At 68.1% G+C, this 16,194-nt stretch carries 16 protein-coding genes; 7 read left to right on the top strand and 9 right to left on the bottom strand.

Annotated features, from left to right (window positions below; all coding sequences use genetic code 11):
- Positions 1-7 precede the first annotated feature (7 nt).
- The 4 genes from C8D78_RS18915 (at position 8) to C8D78_RS18900 (ending at position 6,161) form a co-directional block, all read left to right on the top strand.
- Positions 8-1,423: an aspartate ammonia-lyase gene (locus C8D78_RS18915; protein WP_120955408.1), complete on the top strand. Its 1,416-nt coding sequence runs from the start codon at positions 8-10 to the stop codon at positions 1,421-1,423.
- A 27-nt stretch (positions 1,424-1,450) separates the two neighbouring features.
- Positions 1,451-3,022: an amino acid permease gene (locus C8D78_RS18910; protein WP_208642013.1), complete on the top strand. Its 1,572-nt coding sequence runs from the start codon at positions 1,451-1,453 to the stop codon at positions 3,020-3,022.
- A gap of 144 nt (positions 3,023-3,166) precedes the next feature.
- On the top strand, positions 3,167-4,483 hold the full coding sequence (locus tag C8D78_RS18905; RefSeq protein WP_120955407.1) for an ATP-binding protein: 1,317 nt from the start codon (positions 3,167-3,169) through the stop codon (positions 4,481-4,483).
- A gap of 139 nt (positions 4,484-4,622) precedes the next feature.
- Positions 4,623-6,161: a carboxylesterase/lipase family protein gene (locus C8D78_RS18900; protein ID WP_244208502.1), complete on the top strand. Its 1,539-nt coding sequence runs from the start codon at positions 4,623-4,625 to the stop codon at positions 6,159-6,161.
- Here C8D78_RS18900 and C8D78_RS18895 read toward each other — a convergent pair.
- Together C8D78_RS18895 and gluQRS are read right to left on the bottom strand one after the other, a co-directional pair.
- Complete coding sequence (locus tag C8D78_RS18895) at positions 6,158-6,832, bottom strand: HD domain-containing protein (protein WP_244208501.1); 675 nt, start codon at positions 6,830-6,832, stop codon at positions 6,158-6,160. The two genes, C8D78_RS18900 and C8D78_RS18895, sit on opposite strands and share 4 nt — an antisense overlap.
- Positions 6,829-7,776 carry a tRNA glutamyl-Q(34) synthetase GluQRS gene (gene gluQRS / locus C8D78_RS18890; protein ID WP_120955406.1) on the bottom strand — a complete coding sequence of 316 codons (948 nt, stop codon included), beginning with the start codon at positions 7,774-7,776 and terminating at the stop codon, positions 6,829-6,831. Before gluQRS ends, C8D78_RS18895 begins: the two co-directional genes overlap by 4 nt.
- A 432-nt stretch (positions 7,777-8,208) precedes the next feature.
- Between gluQRS and C8D78_RS18885 the strand changes: the two genes are divergently transcribed.
- Positions 8,209-8,667, top strand: coding sequence for an Lrp/AsnC family transcriptional regulator (locus tag C8D78_RS18885; RefSeq protein WP_208642014.1), 459 nt, complete (start codon positions 8,209-8,211; stop codon positions 8,665-8,667).
- Between the two features lie 47 nt (positions 8,668-8,714).
- On the opposite strand, the gene C8D78_RS18880 is transcribed toward C8D78_RS18885, so the two are convergent.
- The gene (locus C8D78_RS18880) at positions 8,715-9,170 is read right to left on the bottom strand and encodes an Lrp/AsnC family transcriptional regulator (RefSeq protein ID WP_120955404.1); all 456 of its coding nucleotides are present in this window, start codon (positions 9,168-9,170) and stop codon (positions 8,715-8,717) included.
- Between the two features lie 118 nt (positions 9,171-9,288).
- Between C8D78_RS18880 and C8D78_RS18875 the strand changes: the two genes are divergently transcribed.
- Entirely contained in the window at positions 9,289-9,951 is a 663-nt protein-coding gene (locus tag C8D78_RS18875) for a LysE family translocator (protein WP_120955403.1), read from the top strand.
- Positions 9,952-9,972: 21 nt separating this feature from the next.
- Here C8D78_RS18875 and C8D78_RS18870 read toward each other — a convergent pair whose 3' ends face one another.
- The 6 genes from C8D78_RS18870 to C8D78_RS18845 form a co-directional block, all read right to left on the bottom strand.
- Positions 9,973-10,329 carry a nuclear transport factor 2 family protein gene (locus C8D78_RS18870; RefSeq protein ID WP_120955402.1) on the bottom strand — a complete coding sequence of 119 codons (357 nt, stop codon included), beginning with the start codon at positions 10,327-10,329 and terminating at the stop codon, positions 9,973-9,975.
- An 81-nt stretch (positions 10,330-10,410) separates the two neighbouring features.
- Complete coding sequence (locus tag C8D78_RS18865) at positions 10,411-11,415, bottom strand: hypothetical protein (protein ID WP_120955401.1); 1,005 nt, start codon at positions 11,413-11,415, stop codon at positions 10,411-10,413.
- 33 nt (positions 11,416-11,448) lie between these two features.
- Positions 11,449-11,949 carry a DUF456 domain-containing protein gene (locus C8D78_RS18860; protein WP_120955400.1) on the bottom strand — a complete coding sequence of 167 codons (501 nt, stop codon included), beginning with the start codon at positions 11,947-11,949 and terminating at the stop codon, positions 11,449-11,451.
- Between the two features lie 108 nt (positions 11,950-12,057).
- Positions 12,058-13,251, bottom strand: coding sequence for an NAD(P)-dependent malic enzyme (locus tag C8D78_RS18855; protein WP_120955440.1), 1,194 nt, complete (start codon positions 13,249-13,251; stop codon positions 12,058-12,060).
- Positions 13,252-13,557: 306 nt separating this feature from the next.
- Positions 13,558-14,121: a helix-turn-helix domain-containing protein gene (locus C8D78_RS18850; RefSeq protein WP_425266721.1), complete on the bottom strand. Its 564-nt coding sequence runs from the start codon at positions 14,119-14,121 to the stop codon at positions 13,558-13,560.
- A gap of 181 nt (positions 14,122-14,302) precedes the next feature.
- Positions 14,303-15,568, bottom strand: coding sequence for an MFS transporter (locus C8D78_RS18845; protein ID WP_120955398.1), 1,266 nt, complete (start codon positions 15,566-15,568; stop codon positions 14,303-14,305).
- A 142-nt stretch (positions 15,569-15,710) separates the two neighbouring features.
- On the opposite strand from C8D78_RS18845, the gene rraA reads away from it, so the two are divergent.
- Positions 15,711-16,187 carry a ribonuclease E activity regulator RraA gene (gene rraA, locus C8D78_RS18840; RefSeq protein ID WP_120955397.1) on the top strand — a complete coding sequence of 159 codons (477 nt, stop codon included), beginning with the start codon at positions 15,711-15,713 and terminating at the stop codon, positions 16,185-16,187.
- Positions 16,188-16,194: the final 7 nt, after the last annotated feature.

Below are 16,194 nucleotides of genomic sequence, written 5' to 3'. Positions count from 1 at the left end.
GACAGCCATGACTTCGATCGACAACACCGCAGCTTTCCGCTCCGAACACGACCTCCTGGGCGACCGGGATGTTCCGGCCGACGCCTACTGGGGTGTCCACACCCTCCGGGCCGTGGAGAACTTCCCCATTACCGGCCAGCCGCTCTCTTCCAACATGTACCTGGTCCGGGGACTGGCCGCCGTGAAACTGGCCGCCGCCCGCACCAACCACGAGCTCGGACTGCTCGATGCCGGGCGCGCGCAGGCCATTGAGGAGGCCTGCTCCGACGTCATGAACGGCAAGCTCAGCGAGCAGTTCGTGGTGGATGTCATCCAGGGCGGCGCCGGGACGTCGTCGAACATGAACGCCAACGAGGTGATCGCCAACCGGGCCCTGGAAATCCTCGGCCACCCCAAGGGCGACTACGCCCGGCTGCACCCCAACGATCACGTCAACCTCAGCCAGTCCACCAACGACGTCTACCCCACGGCCGTCAAGCTCGGCACGATCTTCGCCGCCCGGGAACTGCTCGAAGCGCTCACCGAACTTGAAGACGCCTTCGCCGCCAAAGCGCTCGAATTCCGTACGGTAGTGAAGATGGGCCGCACCCAGCTGCAGGACGCCGTCCCCATGACGCTCGGCCAGGAATTCGGCACCTACGCCGTCACGATCGGTGAGGACCGGCTCCGCCTGGCCGAGGCCGACCTGTTGATCCACGAAATCAACCTTGGCGCCACGGCGATCGGCACCGGCCTGAACGCGCCGGCCGGTTACGCCGAGGCCGCCTGCCGGCACCTGGCCGAGATCACCGGCCTCCCTCTGGTCACAGCGGTGGACCTGATCGAGGCCACCCAGGATGTCGGCGCCTTTGTGCACCTCTCCGGGGTGCTCAAGCGGGTCGCGGTGAAGCTGTCCAAGATCTGCAACGACCTCCGGCTGCTGTCCTCCGGCCCGCGCGCCGGCTTCGGCGAGATCAACCTCCCCGCCGTGCAGTCCGGCTCCTCGATCATGCCCGGCAAGATCAACCCGGTCATCCCCGAAGTGGTCAGCCAGGTGGCCTACGAGGTCATCGGCAACGATGTCACCATCACCATGGCCGCCGAGGCCGGCCAGCTTCAGCTCAACGCCTTCGAACCGATTATTGTCCACAGCCTCCACAAGAGCATCTCCCACCTGGAAGCCGCCTGCCGCACCCTCACGGCCCGCTGCGTCCGGGGCATCACCGCCAACACCGAACGGCTCCGCCTCACGGTGGAGCAGTCAATCGGGCTCGTCACCGCCCTCAACCCGCACCTGGGCTATGCCACGGCCACGGCCATCGCGCAGGAAGCCCTCGCCACGGGCAAGGGGGTCGCTGAGCTCGTGCTCGAACACGGGCTGCTCACCGCGGAGCAGCTCACCGAGCTCCTCAGCCCGCAGCGCCTGGCCAACCTGAGCAAGTAACGTACCCTCGAACCCCGAAGGACCCCCATGACTTCTCCTGACACTGCCCGCGCCCAAAAACAAGAACAGCCGGTCCAGCAACAGCTCTCCGACCACACCATTCCGGTGCATGCCCATGCCTCGGAGGCGGCACTGCACGCCGAGGACCAGGGCTACCACAAGGGCCTGAAACCCCGGCAGGTGCAGATGATCGCGATTGGCGGGGCCATCGGCACCGGCCTGTTCATGGGCGCCGGCGGCCGGCTCGCCACCGCCGGCCCGGCGCTGATCATCAGCTATGCCGTCTGCGGGTTCTTTGCGTTCATGATCCTGCGCGCCCTCGGCGAACTCGTGATGCACCGGCCGTCCTCGGGCTCTTTCGTCTCCTACGCCCGGGAATTCTTTGGCGAGAAGGCCGCGTTCGTCACCGGCTGGCTGTATTGGCTGAACTGGGCGATGACCGCGATCGTGGACATCACCGCCGTCGCCCTGTACATGAACTTCTTCAAGAAGTACTGGGCGCCCATCGCGGACGTGCCGCAATGGACCTGGGCCCTGGCCGCCCTCATCCTGGTCCTGGGCCTGAACCTCATCAGCGTCAAGGTCTTCGGCGAGCTGGAATTCTGGTTCGCGCTGATCAAGGTGGTGGCGCTCGTGTCCTTCCTGCTCGTCGGCGTCTACTTCGTCATCTTCGGGACCCCGGTGGCGGGCCAGGAGGTCGGCTTCAGCCTCATCGCGGACAACGGCGGCCTGTTCCCCAACGGGCTGCTGCCGGCAGTGGTGGTGATGCAGGGCGTCGTGTTCGCCTACGCCTCAATCGAGCTGATCGGCACCGCCGCCGGCGAGACGGAGAACCCGGAGAAGATCATGCCGCGGGCCATCAACACGGTGGTTGTCCGCATTGCCGTGTTCTACGTGGGCTCGCTCGTGCTGCTCTCGCTGCTGCTGCCCTACGGCGCCTACAAGGCCGGCGAAAGCCCGTTCGTGACGTTCTTCGGCTCGATCGGCGTGGACGGCGTGGACGCCATCATGAACCTCGTGGTCCTGACCGCGGCCCTGTCCTCGCTCAATGCCGGCCTGTACTCCACCGGCCGGATCATGCGCTCCATGTCCATGTCGGGTTCTGCGCCTAAATTCGCCGCCCGGATGAACAAGGCCGGCGTCCCCTACGGCGGCATCGCCCTGACGGCCGGCGTGGCCGTCCTGGGCGTCATCCTGAACGCCGTGGTTCCGGCCGAGGCCTTCGAGATCGTGCTGAACGTTGCGTCGCTGGGCATCATCAGCACCTGGGCCATGATCGTGCTGTGCCAGATGCAGCTTGCCCGGCTGGCGGCCCGCGGGGAACTGCTCCGGCCCTCGTTCCGGATGCCGGGCGCGCCCGTCACCGGCTGGATCACGCTGGCCTTCCTCCTGGCGGTGCTGGTCCTCATGGCCTTCGACTCGCCGGTGGGAACGTGGACCATCGCGTCCCTCGTGGTCATCGTTCCGCTCCTGATGCTCGGCTGGCGTCTTTCCCGGCACCGCATCCTGGAAATCGCCGCCGTCCGCGACGGCTTCACCGGCCCGTATCCGCTCATGGCCAACCGGCCGTCGGGGAACACGGGACAAGGTCCGGAGTAGCCGGCCGGCCCGCTTCTGGATGTAGGTCCTGCGCGTAACGCAACGTCCGCGCAACGTCCCGGCCCGGATGGTTCGCATATGCTCAGCAGAGGCGCCCACACTGGCGCCCACCGGCTCAGCGACGAACCATCCGGGAGACACTTCATGACCAATTGGCGGATCAGAGACTTCCACTCGGCCGATCTTGACGGCATCCTGCACCTCTGGGAGTCCCTGAAGGAATCGAACGTGGAGCCCGTCTACGCGCTCTCCGAGGTCCTGGCCTCGTGCGAAAAAGACCACGCCGTGGTTGCGGTGCAGGGCGAACAGGTGGTGGGCGCCGCCGTCGGACGCGCCGCCCACGACCAGGGCTGGATCGTTTTCCTGGCCACGCTGCCCGAGTTCCGGGGCCGCGGGATCGGCACCTCCCTGCTGGCCGCCGTCGAGAACCGGATGGCCCCGCACGGGCTCAACAAGCTCTCCGCGCTCATGCCCGAGGCCGAAACCCGGGTGGAGGCCTTCCTGGGCCGCGGCTTCGTGCTCAAGAAAAACCTGCGCTATTTCGAACGGAAAATCCCGGTCCAGCGCCAGGAGCTGGAGCCGCTCAGCCTGCTGGGCGGCCGCATCCTGGCCCGCGACCTGTGGGAGAACGTGGCGGGCATGCGCCGCGAAAAGGAACTGCTGGAACGCCGCCTGGTCCTGCCGCTGGCCGAGGCCGACCTCGCCGACGAATACGGCGTGGTGCCCCCGCGCGCCGTGGTCCTGTTCGGGCCGCCCGGCACCGGGAAGACGACCTTCGCCAAGGCGATCGCGTCCCGGCTGGAGTGGCCGTTCGTGGAGGTCTTCCCGTCCCGGCTGGCCGCCGATCCGCAGGGCCTGGCCGGGGCCCTGCGGGAAACGTTCCTGGAGATCGCCGAGCTGGAGCACGCCGTGGTCTTCATCGACGAGGTCGAGGAGATCGCGGCGCAGCGCTCGGGCGAACCGCCCTCTCCCCTGCAGGGCGTCACCAACGAGCTCCTCAAGATCATCCCGGCCTTCCGCGAACAGCCCGGCCGGCTCCTGGTCTGCGCCACCAACTTCATCCGCGCCCTGGATTCGGCTTTCCTGCGGCACGGCCGGTTCGATTACGTCATCCCGATCGGCCTGCCGGACCGGCAGGCCCGCGAGGCGATGTGGCAGCGCTTCATCCCCGCCGCAGTGGTGGACGACGTCGACGTGGAACTCCTCGTGGACCGCACCGAAGGCTTCTCCCCCGCGGACATTGAGTATGCGGCCCGCAGCGCCTCCCAGCGGGCACTGGAAAAAGCGGTGTACGACGACGGCGGCGCGGCCTCCGGTGGCAGCCCCTCGGTTCGCGAGGCGGTCCGGAAGGGCCCCTCGACCCAGGACTACCTCGATGCCATCCGCGACACCCGGACGACGGTCAGCGAAGAGGTGCACCAGCTGTTCCTCGAGGACATCGACGCCCTGGGCCGGGTGTAACCAGAGCAACGCGGGGTCAGATACGGCCCATGTTCGGGTCCGGGATGGGCGCGATCTGACCCCGCGTTGCAGTCACTGCTGTCCAGACGGTGACCTTCGGCCCTTTCCGGCGCACCCGGAGCCTGCCAGAGTGGCGGTCATGGCCATGGACGCTGTCGTCAACACCCTGTGTGGCACGCTGCGCGGCGCGGAGGCCGACGGCGTCCGTACCTTCCTGGGCATCCCCTACGCGGCACCGCCGACCGGACCGAACAGGCTCCTGCCGCCCCAGCCGGCCGCGTCGTGGACCGGCGTCCGGAATGCCATGGAGTACGGGGCCGCGCCTCCCCAGGTCGCTCCGCCGGTCAGCGCGGGGTCCGATTGGGACACCGCCCTCAGCGGGGACGACTGCCTGAACCTCAACATCTGGGCCCCCGCCGCGGGGCCGGCCGCCACCGGCCCGTCCGGCACGGGCTGCCCGGTGATGGTCTGGATCCAGGGCGGCGCGTTCGAAGTCGGCTCGACGGCGGCCTACGACGGCCGGAACTTCGCCCGCGACGGCGTCGTGTGCGTTGTGATCAACTGGCGCGTGGGCGCCGACGGGTTCCTCTATCTCGACGACGGGCACGCCAACGTGGGCCTCCTCGATCAGGTCGCGGCCCTTGAGTGGGTGCGGGACAACATCGCGAACTTCGGGGGCGACCCCGGAAACGTCACCGTCTTTGGCGAGTCGGCCGGGGCGATGAGCATCGGTGTTCTTCTCGCCATCCCCCGCGCCGCAGGCTTGTTCCGGCGGGCCATCCTGCAGAGCGGGGCGGCCCACCACGTCATCCCGGCCCCGGCCGCCGAACGGATCGGACGGTCCCTGGCGCAGAAGCTCGGAGTTCCGCAGACCCGCGCGGCCATCGCGGCCGTCCCGGTCAGGAGGTTTCTCTCGGCGCAGACGGAGCTGAAGGCTGAACTGCTGGCCCACCCGGATCCTGAGCATTGGGGCCCCGAGGTGGCGGCGAGCCTGATGCCCTGGCAGCCGGTGATCGACGGCGACGTCGTTCCCCGCCGTCCGATCGAGCGGATAGCCGCGGGGGCCGGCGCCCACGTCGACGTGATGATCGGCACGAACACCGAAGACTGGAAGCTGTTCCTGGCCATTACCGGCGTGCTGGCCGACGTGACGGACGAGAGCCTGCGCGGAGCGGACAGCATTGAGGGGTTCCCGCCGCCGGCCGCCTACGGCCTCCCGGTCCCAACTGCGGTCGACGCGTATCGCGACCACTACCCGGCCGCCACTCCCGGTGAACTTCTGGCGGCCGTGCAGACGGACTGGTGGGTACGGATTCCGGCGATCCGCCTGGCGGAGGCTCATGCGAACGCCGCGCAGGCTTCCGGCGCGGGCACCTACATGTACGAGTTCGCCTGGGCTGCGCCCGGCCTTGGCGCGGTCCACGCCCTGGAAGTGCCGTTCGTCTTTGACACCCTGGACACGAACGCCCGTCTGTTCGGGCCGCTCCTGGGCGCGAATCCTCCACAGGAGCTGGCAGACGCCATGCACGCGGCCTGGGTGTCCTTTGCGACCAGCGGTGACCCGGGCTGGCCGGCATACGACCCCGGGCACAGGATCACCAGGCGGTTCGACGGCATTCCCGGCGTGGTGCAGGACCCCCGGGCTTGGGAACGCGCGCTATGGGACGGTATCCGCTAGCCAGCCGCGCCCACGGGTCCCGAGTCGCGCTGCCCGGCGTTTTCGTGCCCTGCATTTTTGTGTCCGGCATTTTCGTTGCCGGCGTCCTCGTAGGAGAGATTCTCGTAGTCGGTGTCGTCCGCCTCGTCGAGCATGTCGTCCAGCTCATCCAGCAGCCACGGGTTGATCCGGGCCAGAATCTTGCGGGTCTCTTCGACCGGGACGGCGGCATAGAGCACCGGACGGGCCTCGTCGTAACGGGTGACCGGCGGCTTGTCCGGCCACTTCTCGGCAAGCGCCTTGACGCGCTCGGGTAGCGAATTGTGCGCGTTGTCGGCAATTTTGACCAGGGTGGCGTCGTGGTCTTCGGCGATATAGCGGATGCCGGCCTGGTAGTCGTCCGGGTTCTCGTGGAGGCGTTTGGTGACGCGCTCGATAATGTTGGCTGCCCGCTCCGAGACTCCCATGTCCAGCAGCGCCTGACGCGTCATCGGGGTGTCCTCGGCGATGTCGTGGAGGTATCCGGCGATCCGGACGTCGTCGTCGAAGTCCGCCAGGGCATCCCCCACGGCGATCACATGCTCCCGGTACGGCCGCTTGAGCTTGTCCTTCTGTCGATTGTGGGCCACTTCGGCCAGGACCTTGGCTGTCTCGACGGTGAAGCGGGGCTGGGGGTGTGCGGGCTCGGTCATGAATCCAGCCTACGCGCCGTGGCTTCCGGTCCGGGCCGGGTGGCGGTTCCCGGCTGCGGGTCCGGCATCCCGGGCCACACCCAGGGCTCGCGCGGCAGCGCGGCGGGGTCGAAGGCGGCCACTGCGTGCTTCAGGGGGCCGGGAGGAAGGCCGAGGGACGCGAGCAGCGCGTCCCGGACCTCGTCCGCGGTCACGCCGGCCAGCGCCAGGTCAGAGAGGGTGACCGCGCCGTCGCGCTTGGCCAGGCGGGCGCCGTCGGCGTTCAGTACCAGCGGCACATGCGCGTATTCCGGAACAGGCATATCTAGGAGGGACGCCAGGTATGCCTGCCGCGGCGTGGACGGCAGCAGGTCGTCTCCGCGGACCACCTGATCGATCCCCTGGGCGGCATCGTCCACCACCACGGCCAGGTTGTAGGCGGTCACACCGTCGTTGCGTCGGAGCACGAAGTCGTCCACCACGCCGGTGTAGCGGCCGTGGAGCACATCCCGGACCGTAGCCTCCGCCACGTCGGCTCGGAGCCGGATAGCCGCCGGGCGGACGGCCCGTTTGGCCGCGCGCTCGGCGGTGCCGAGATTGCGGCAGGTGCCCGGGTATGCGCCCAGCGGCGCATGGGGCGCGGAGGGGGCCTCCTGGATTTCGCGGCGGGTACAGAAGCACTCGTAGGTTCGTCCGGCCTCCGTCAGCCGCGCGATGGCCGCGGTGTACAGGTGCTCCCGGTCCGTCTGGCGCACGACGCCGCCGTCCCAGTCCACGCCGATCGCCGTCAGATCGCGGAGCTGCTCGGCCTCGGCGCCGGCCCGCGCACGGTCCAGGTCTTCGACCCGCATCAGGAACCGCCGGCCCGAGGACCGGGCGAAAAGCCACGCCAGGATGGCCGTGCGGAGATTGCCCACGTGCAGTTCACCGGAGGGGCTGGGGGCGAAGCGGCCGGCTGACGTCATGGGACCAGCCTATGCGGAGCGGCACGGGAGCCCCTCAAATACCAACGCGGGGTCAGATCCGGCCCATGATGGAGCCAAACATGGGCGCGATGTGACCCCGCGTTGCCGGGCGGAGCACACAAGAGCCCCTCAGCTACCGATGACTTCGGGACATCCGACGTCGGTGGCTCAGGGGCTCTTGCCGTGTTGAAATGCGGTGTGCGGATTGACGATGCGTGAACAAGAGTCAGTCAGCGGCGGGTTCCTTGCGGGAGCCTCATCCAGGGTCCGGGTGGTGTGCCGGGGTGCCTGTAGCCTTCGGGGCGGTGGCGGTAGCCTTGCCCCTCTGTTGTCACTATTTGAGCAGAAGACCTACAGTTGGTGCAACAGACCGTTGATGGAGTAGTCAATCTGATCAACTCTATTCGAAACGGGGAGCAGGAAGTGATCATTTTGCAGGAGCTTGACGTGACGGACCGCCGGATCCTCGCCGCATTGGACGATGATCCCCGCGTGCCGGTGATGGTCCTTGCGCAGAAGTTGGGCCTGGCACGCGGTACGGTGCAGTCCCGCCTAGAGCGGATGCAGGCGTCGGGCGCACTCCGTCCGAACAGCAGTCGGGTGGTGCCCGCCGCCTTGGGCCGCGGCGTGGCGGCCGCCGTGAGCGCGGAACTGGACCAGAGCCACCTCGACGAGGCGATCGCCGCCCTGCGCAACATCCCGGAAGTGCTCGAATGCCACGCCCCGGCCGGCGACACCGATCTCCTGATCCGGGTGGTGGCCACGAGTCCCGACGACCTCTACCGCGTGTCCGAGGAGATCCGGCTGTGCCCAGGGATCGTCCGGACCTCGACAAGCATGTTCCTGCGCGAAGTCATCCCGTACCGGACCACGGGGCTGCTGGGCGCCTAAGCCCGCCGCGGCACCCGGGGCCGGACTCCCGATGCCCTGCACAGGGCTCAGACCGGCGGACCCGCGTTGGCTTTCAGGTTTTTCATGACCAGGGTGGACGTCAGGCGTTCGACGCCGGGCAGCGAGGTGAGTTCGCTGTCGTAGAAGCGCTGGTAGGACGGCAGGTCCTCCGCAATGACCTTCAGTAGATAGTCCGGCGAACCAAAGAGCCGCTGGGCCTCCACGATATTTGGATTGTCCGCCACCCGGTTCTCGAAGATTTCCATCGTGGATCGGTCCACCTGGCGCAGCGTGACGAACACGATTGCCTCGAATCCGAGCCCGACGGCGGCCGGATCAATGTCCGCCCGGTAGCCGCGGATGATCCCCGCCGACTCCAGATCCCGCAGCCGGCGGTGGCACGGTGCCACCGTCAAACCGACCTTCGCAGCCAGGGCCGTGGCAGTCATCCGCCCGTCCGTTTGGAGGTGGCGCAAAATATTCCTGTCAATGGCGTCAATCACGCAATTATCTTACCCAGTATCGGAGATTCTGCAGTAAATAGGCGAACACTTATGGGGCGATTTTGCCTAGAGTTTTCCCTGTACCTGCTACGAGGTGCCGCACCCCTGGAGTCCTGCCGTGAACCCCCAGCTTTTCTTCGCTTTCCTGGTTGTCGCCGTCGCCCTGGCTTGCACTCCCGGCGTTGACTGGGCATATTCGATTGCTGCCGGGCTGAGGCAGCGCAGCTTCGCCCCCGCCGTCGCTGGGCTCTGCGGCGGCTACGCCCTGCACACGGTGCTCCTGGTGCTGGGCCTGGCGGCACTCTTGGCCGGGATGCCCGGCGTGCTCGGCTGGCTGACGGCCGCGGGCGCCCTCTACCTGCTGTGGCTTGGCTTCAGCACCCTGAGGTCCTGGCGGGGCGCCAGCTTCGGTTCCGGCACGGATGGTCCGCCGGCGGCCGCTTCCGCGAGCCAGTTCCGGGTCTTCTTCCAGGGCGTGGGCATCAGCGGGATCAATCCCAAGGGCCTGCTGTTCTTCGTAGCCCTGGTGCCGCAGTTCGTCAGCCCGGATGCCGCGTTGCCGGTTCCGGTCCAATCGGGTCTGCTCGGGCTCACTTTCGTCCTGCTCGTCGCCGTCATCTACAGCTGCGTGGCACTTCTGGCCCGGAAACTGCTGCATGCCAGGCCGGGCGCCGCCCGCCACGTAACGCTCACCAGCGGCATCATCATGCTGATTCTCGGTGCCGCACTGCTGGCCGAACAGATCATGCCCGCCCTCGGCGCAGCCGTGGCGGGTTCATAGTCCGGGGAATCCGCGGGACGGCTACTTGCGCTGCATGTACCACTCGGTGAACGACGACGCGCGGCCGTCCGCCGTCAGCTGGATGATCCACAGGTTGTCATAGCTCCTGCTGTTGCCGCGATACGTGGTCAGGCCCTGCACAAATGCCCGGCCGCCGTCGACCCCCAGGATCTTCCACTCAAACGTCCAGTCATCAGGCTCATCACGCCCGTCAAGCCAGTGCTCTACGATGTCTTCCCGCCCACGCCACGGTTCGGGTTCCTGGGGGCTGGTCGCATAGACGGCGTCCTCCGTGAACAGGGCCCGGATGTCCTCAGGATCGTTCGTCGTCCACGCCGTGATGTAGTGCTGCATCCAGCGCTCGACCGCATCTCTCATGCCTCGTTTGTACTCCCCGCCCCGGGGACCCGCAAGGGTAGTGAATACGTGGATTTTCCCCGTAAATGACCCGGACGCCGGTCAGTCCCCGTCAGTGCGACCGTATTCGCGGTCCCAGAGTTCGTGCATCTCCGCATCCTTCCGGATGGCCTTCACAGCCGCCACTTCTGCCGGTTTGCGACGCTGCCATTCCCGGGATCCAAGGGTCTTGCGGCCCGCGTCCAGGAGGAGCAGGGCACGGTCCGTCATCGCGTCGCTGCGCAGCGTGAAATCTGTCTTCCGGCGCCTCAAAACCTCCTGGAGGGCGGCACGGGCCGCGCCGTAGGCTCCGAGCCTGCGCAGGGAACGGGCCCGGACCAGCAACAGCGCAGCCGCCAGGTCGTCCGCGTTCAGCAGTCCCTCGGTGTCCGCCACCACCTCCGCGTCGCGCCCCAGTTCGGCCGCAAGGGAACAGCGGGCCAGGGCCAGCGGGAGCGACGGCGGCAGGCCGGCGAGGGCCGCAAGCGCCGCCTCCGTCTGGCCGGTCTCGCGCAGGGAATGCGACAGTGCCAGGAACACGGCCTCCTCGCTGAAGAGCACCGGTACCTCAATTCGCTCGGCGACCTCAACCCTGGTGCTAACCCCGGCCAGGTACACGGCGGCGTAGCGGTTAGCTTCGGCGTCGTTCCGGAGTCCGAGGCCGTGCTGCAGGAGTTCGGATGCGCGCAGGTGCCCGCCGTGGGCGTAGGCCAGCAGCCCGGCCATGAGGTAGCAGAGGCCGGCCCAGCCGGGGTAGGTGCGGGCCAGGGTAATGAGCCGGTCCGGGTCAGTGCTGCTGAAGATGGCATCGTGCACGGCCTTGGCCGTCTTGCCGGCCGTGCGGCCGGCGACTTTGCCCAGGCGGGGTACGCCGCCTTCGGCGGCCAGTGTCCCGGGGTCGCGGCCTGCCATGAGTCCGGCGACCACGCCGCCCACGTTCCCGGCGAGGCCGCGGACAGGCGTCCGGACCAGGGCTTTGCGGAACGGCGTCAGGTCGCGGGTGTCGGTGTACGGCCTGCGTTGGCGCTCAGGAATGCGCGGGGCCGATTCTCCAAGTCCGGAGCTCATGACCCCATGCTAGTAGGGTCCGGCGGGGCGCTGCTAGGCGGCCGAGGCGACCCAGAGGCCTATCACCCAGGTGCTCGCGGAGAGGCATGCGAGGCCGAATTCCGCGAGCATGCCCAAGCCGGTGGCCTTCATCGCAGCCCAACTGGAGGCGACCGCGCTGCTGAAGACCCGCGTGCGCTGCAGTTCGCTGAGCAGGAGCCCGGCGGCGAAGCCCACGAAGAGCCCGACCACGGGGATGAGGAACATCCCGGCCACGCCCAGCACCAGCCCCACCGCCACGGACCGGCCCGGGATGCTGTGCTGCTTGAGCTTGCGGCCGGTCAGGACGGCGCCAGCGGCCATGCCGGCCAAGACGAACACCAGGCCGATCGCGAAAACTACCCACCCGGTGGTTCCCGCTCCGCCCCACAGTGCCCAGGCGAGCAGGCTAAGCCCGATCAGGATACTGCCGGGCAGGACGGGGAGGATGGTCCCGGCCACGCCCACCAGGATGGCGACGCCGCAAAGCACGGTCACGACGGTCTCGGGGTTCATGGCCCCAGTCTAGGCCGGGTCAGAACCGGCAGGTCCGAACCGCCAAGGCGGGGGCGGCGCTCCCCCAAGGATGCGCCGCCCCCGCCGCGTGCCGCAGTGCGCGCGGACTTACTCGGCCTCAACCGCGGCGGCGACGGCCGCGGAAACCGCCGGCGCAACCCGGGGATCAAGCGGGCTGGGCACGATGTAATCGGCGGAAAGGTCGTCCTCGGCCAGGGCGGCGATGGCCCGGGCCGCGGCGAGCTTCATGGCCGGCGTGATCCGGCGGGCGCCGGCGTCGAGGGCTCCGCGGAAGATCCCGGGGAAGGCCAGCACGTTGTTGATCTGGTTCGGGAAGTCGCTGCGTCCGGTGGCGACCACAGCCGCGTACTTGCTGGCGACCTCCGGCAGGACTTCCGGGTCCGGGTTGGAGAGGGCGAAAACGATCGAGCTGTGGTTCATCAGCTTGAGGTGCTCTTCGTCCAGCTTGGCGGAGGAGACACCCACGAACACGTCGGCGCCGAGCAGCGCCTCACCGGGGCCCCCGGTGACGCCGCGCGGGTTGCTGCGGGCGGCGAGCACGGCCTTCTTGCTGGCAGGATCGGCGGCGATGTCCGCCCGATCCATGCTGATCGCACCGCGGGAATCCAGGAGGACGACGTCGCCGATGCCGGCGGTTAACAGGATTTCGGCGACGGCGATCCCGGCGGCCCCGGCGCCGGAGACCACCACGCGCAGGCTCCCGAGAGTCCGGCCGGTCACCTTCGCGGCATTCGTCAGGGCGGCGAGGACCACGACGGCGGTGCCGTGCTGGTCATCGTGCATGACCGGGCAGTCCAGTGCCTCGATGAGCTTTTCCTCGAGTTCGAAGCAACGGGGTGCGGCGACGTCCTCCAGGTTGACGGCACCGAAGCTCGGGCGCAGACGGACCATGGTTTCGACGATTTCGTCCACATCGGTGGTGTTGAGGACCAGTGGGATGGAGTCGAGCTCTCCGAAGGCCTTGAACAGCGCGGACTTGCCCTCCATCACGGGCAGCGAGGCGCTTGCCCCGATGTTGCCCAGGCCGAGCACGGCCGTGCCGTCGCTGACGACGACCACGAGGCGCTGGGCCCACGTGAGTGTCTTGGCGAGCTCGGGGTTGGCGCGGATTGCCCGGCTGACCTGCGCCACCCCGGGCGTGTAGGCGATGGAGAGGTCACGCTTGCTGGCGAGCGGGACGGTGCTGGAGATCGAAAGCTTGCCGCCCTGGTGGGATGCGAAGATCTCCTCGTCGCTGGGGGCGGCGACTGTCTCGGCCGGGGAAGTGGAATCGGCGGGAATGAACGTTTCAGTGGACACGTCGTTGTCTCCTGGGACTCACCGTGGGCGCACGGCTCTTGGAAGCCCGAGCATGGCGATGCTCGAGTTGGTCTGGCGGGAGCGTCGGCGACCAGAGGTGGCGGTCGTCCGAAGTGCCCCCGGAGTTGCTGGCGTCAGCCGCCTCCGGTCCAGCAATGGTAAACAGGGGACCGCGCCGGTTTTGCCGGGAAGAGACGGGGCGCCCCCGTGGTGAAACGTTTATCCACGTCATCATGTGACCCAGATCACTTCAAAGTGGGAGTTTTGCGGCCCGCTGGTCTAGACCGGTTACGCGGTCTGGCGGGCCCTTTCCAGGAGCGAGCAGGCCGTCTTTAGGTCCCCCTCGGCTTCGAACAGGGACAGCCTGCGGCAGCGGACGGCTTGAACCAGTCCGGTCACCGTCAGCAACAGGACCCGGGCGACGGCGGCGTCGCCGCATGCGGCGGTCACCGCCTTCTCGGCCGTCGCGTCGATCTCGCGGAGCAACCGCGTGGTGTCGGTGTCCTTGACGTAGACCGCCCGGTTGAGGCACTGCTCGACGGCGGGCTGCATGAGGCGCATGTGGAAGATCTCCATCACAACCCCCGCGAGCGCCGGCGCCGGGGCCGCAGCTTTTCCCTCGTCCGAGGGGGTCCCCGCAAGCAGCTCGCCCAGTTGCTTGCGGTACAGCGCCAGGACCAGCTGGGTGGCCGAGGGGAAATAACGGTACAGCGTCCCCAGCGGAACGTCCGCCTTGGCCGCCACCTCGGAAAGGACCACGGAATCAAGGCCCTTGCGGGCAAACCCGGCGGCTACCTCCAGGATCCGCACGTAACGGAGCCGTTGCCGGGGCAGGGTGGGGGGAGGGGCCATCGGTGGAAGATCTGAGTGAAAGTCAGGCATCAGCAGCGTTCCGGGGGTCGTTTTTCTCGGCGGCTGTGAGCGTTCCGCCCACAGCGCTGCCGCGGCAATTGCCGTCCACTATACGCCACGAAACCGGGCGTACGGCCCGTCAGCCGCGGCCGTACGAGGCCCCGGAAAGGGAGCGAAGGCCTCAGTCGACGCCCTTGATTTTCACCACGAACACGGCGCCCAGGAGCCCAATCACTGCGGCGGCAACATACAGCGCCACATAGCCGCCCCACAGGGTCACAAACGGAAACGCGATGAGCGGTGCGAGCACTTGCGGCAAGGAGTTGGCGATGTTGATGACGCCAAGATCCCTGCCCCGGTTCAGGGCCGTCGGGAGCACCTCGGTGATGAGGGCGAAGTCCACCGCAAGGTAGCAGCCGAAGCCGATGCCCAGCACAGAGGCCCCGAGCAGCGCCCCCGGCCAGGTGGGTGCGAACGCGAGAATGAGCGAGGCCGCCGCGATCAACGCGGAGGAGAAGATGACAAGCGGCTTCCGGCGGCCCAGGCGGTCACTCAACCGGCCTCCCACCACGCTGGTGATAATCACCATGACCGCGTACAGGCCGGTCAGGATCAGCACGCCGAACGCGGGTTCGATGCCTTCCGTTTGGCGGACCCGGACGGCGTCGCTGAGGAAGAACAACAAGTAAAGGGTGATCATGTGGTTGCCGATGTTGACCAGCAGGCGCGTCAGCCAGGCCCAGGCAAAATCCGGGTGGCGGACCGGCGAGATCCAAAAGCCGCGCACAAAGCCGGCCAGGCTGAAGGGCGGGCGGGCCTGCGCTGGCAGCGGGACGTCGTCGTTCTTGACGTAATAGAGGACGACGCCGGCGAGCAGGGCGGCCGCGCAGACGAAGTACCCCGCGGCGAAGTTTCCGGCGACGGCGGAGGCGATCACCGCCCCGGCCAGGATTCCCGCCGTCTGGCCCATCGCGGCGAGGCCGCCCACCGTGCCGCGCTGGGGAACAGGCACCCTGTCCGGGATGGCCGCGGTGATGGCCGCGTAGGCGCCGTTGCAGCCGGCTTGGACCAGGCACCAGAGCAGCGTCATGACGGCGACAGTCGGGGCCCCCGCCAGGGCGATCAGCGCCGCGGCCCCCAGGACGGCGCCGAACAGCACCCACGGCACCCGGCGGCCCCGGCGCGAGGTGGTCCGGTCACTGAAGGCGCCGAAGAGGGGGTTGGCGACCAATGAGACGGCCGCGCCGGCACCCGTGACGAGGGCGAGGATGGCTTCCTTGTCCGGCTCGCTGAAGGCTGCCGCCTGCTGGCCCAGCAGCACCTGGAGCGGTGCGAAGAAGGCCGCGTTGATGCCGACGTTGACCAGGACCACCCCGGCAGTCCAGACCGGCCGGACGCGGCGCTCGGGTTCGGCGAGTGCCGGCGCGGTGGTATCGGACATGCTCATGGCTCCCCCTGGAACTGATGATCAAACGGGTGTATCAGTGCGGAGCCAGACTACCGGGCCTCGGCAGGTTCATTGGAAGTGTGCGAGTCTCTAGATGACCCTGCTGCCACCACACCCTACTGCCAGCACCTAAGGAGCACTCGTGACCGCTTCCGCCGTCAACACCGCAGACCTTTTCGATGAGCGCGGCCCGGAGCTCGACTCCGTGTCCCTACAGTTCCAGTCCCTGGGCGGGCGCACCCACTTCAGCGGCGCGGCGCGGACCATCCGGTGTTTAGAAGACAATGCTCTGGTCAAGTCCATCCTGGCCACTCCCGGCAACGGCTCCGTCCTGGTGGTGGACGGCGGCGGCTCCCTCCGCACGGCGCTGATGGGGGACATGATCGCGGCGAACGCCGTCGCGAACGGCTGGGCCGGCGTCGTCATCAACGGAGCCATCCGGGACCGTCTCGCCATCGCGGCGCTGCCGCTCGGGGTCAAGGCGCTGGGCAGCAACCCGCGAAAGAGCGCCAAGGACGGCGCCGGGTCAGTGGACGTGCCGCTGGAGATCGACGGCGTGACCGTCCGCCCCGGCGCGATGATCTGGTGCGATCCGGATGGAATCCTCGTGGAACGCTGAGGACTTT

The sequence above is a fragment of the Arthrobacter oryzae genome, from assembly GCF_003634095.1.
GTDB lineage: Bacteria > Actinomycetota > Actinomycetes > Actinomycetales > Micrococcaceae > Arthrobacter > Arthrobacter oryzae.
The sequence above is the reverse complement of the archived record's forward strand: the minus strand, read 5'-3'. Positions and strand labels throughout refer to the sequence as shown.

What these genes read in the sequence shown, in the direction of transcription:
- C8D78_RS18905 (WP_120955407.1), top strand. Translation starts at nt 3,167, where the DNA reads ATGACCAATTGGCGGATCAGAGACTTCCACTCGGCCGATCTTGACGGC.
- C8D78_RS18865 (WP_120955401.1), bottom strand. Translation starts at nt 11,415, where the DNA reads ATGAGCTCCGGACTTGGAGAATCGGCCCCGCGCATTCCTGAGCGCCAA.
- C8D78_RS18845 (WP_120955398.1), bottom strand. Translation starts at nt 15,568, where the DNA reads ATGAGCATGTCCGATACCACCGCGCCGGCACTCGCCGAACCCGAGCGC.
- C8D78_RS18900 (WP_244208502.1), top strand. Translation starts at nt 4,623, where the DNA reads ATGGCCATGGACGCTGTCGTCAACACCCTGTGTGGCACGCTGCGCGGC.
- gluQRS (WP_120955406.1), bottom strand. Translation starts at nt 7,776, where the DNA reads ATGACGTCAGCCGGCCGCTTCGCCCCCAGCCCCTCCGGTGAACTGCAC.
- C8D78_RS18870 (WP_120955402.1), bottom strand. Translation starts at nt 10,329, where the DNA reads ATGAGAGATGCGGTCGAGCGCTGGATGCAGCACTACATCACGGCGTGG.
- C8D78_RS18910 (WP_208642013.1), top strand. Translation starts at nt 1,451, where the DNA reads ATGACTTCTCCTGACACTGCCCGCGCCCAAAAACAAGAACAGCCGGTC.
- C8D78_RS18850 (WP_425266721.1), bottom strand. Translation starts at nt 14,121, where the DNA reads ATGGCCCCTCCCCCCACCCTGCCCCGGCAACGGCTCCGTTACGTGCGG.
- C8D78_RS18915 (WP_120955408.1), top strand. Translation starts at nt 8, where the DNA reads ATGACTTCGATCGACAACACCGCAGCTTTCCGCTCCGAACACGACCTC.
- C8D78_RS18895 (WP_244208501.1), bottom strand. Translation starts at nt 6,832, where the DNA reads ATGACCGAGCCCGCACACCCCCAGCCCCGCTTCACCGTCGAGACAGCC.
- C8D78_RS18860 (WP_120955400.1), bottom strand. Translation starts at nt 11,949, where the DNA reads ATGAACCCCGAGACCGTCGTGACCGTGCTTTGCGGCGTCGCCATCCTG.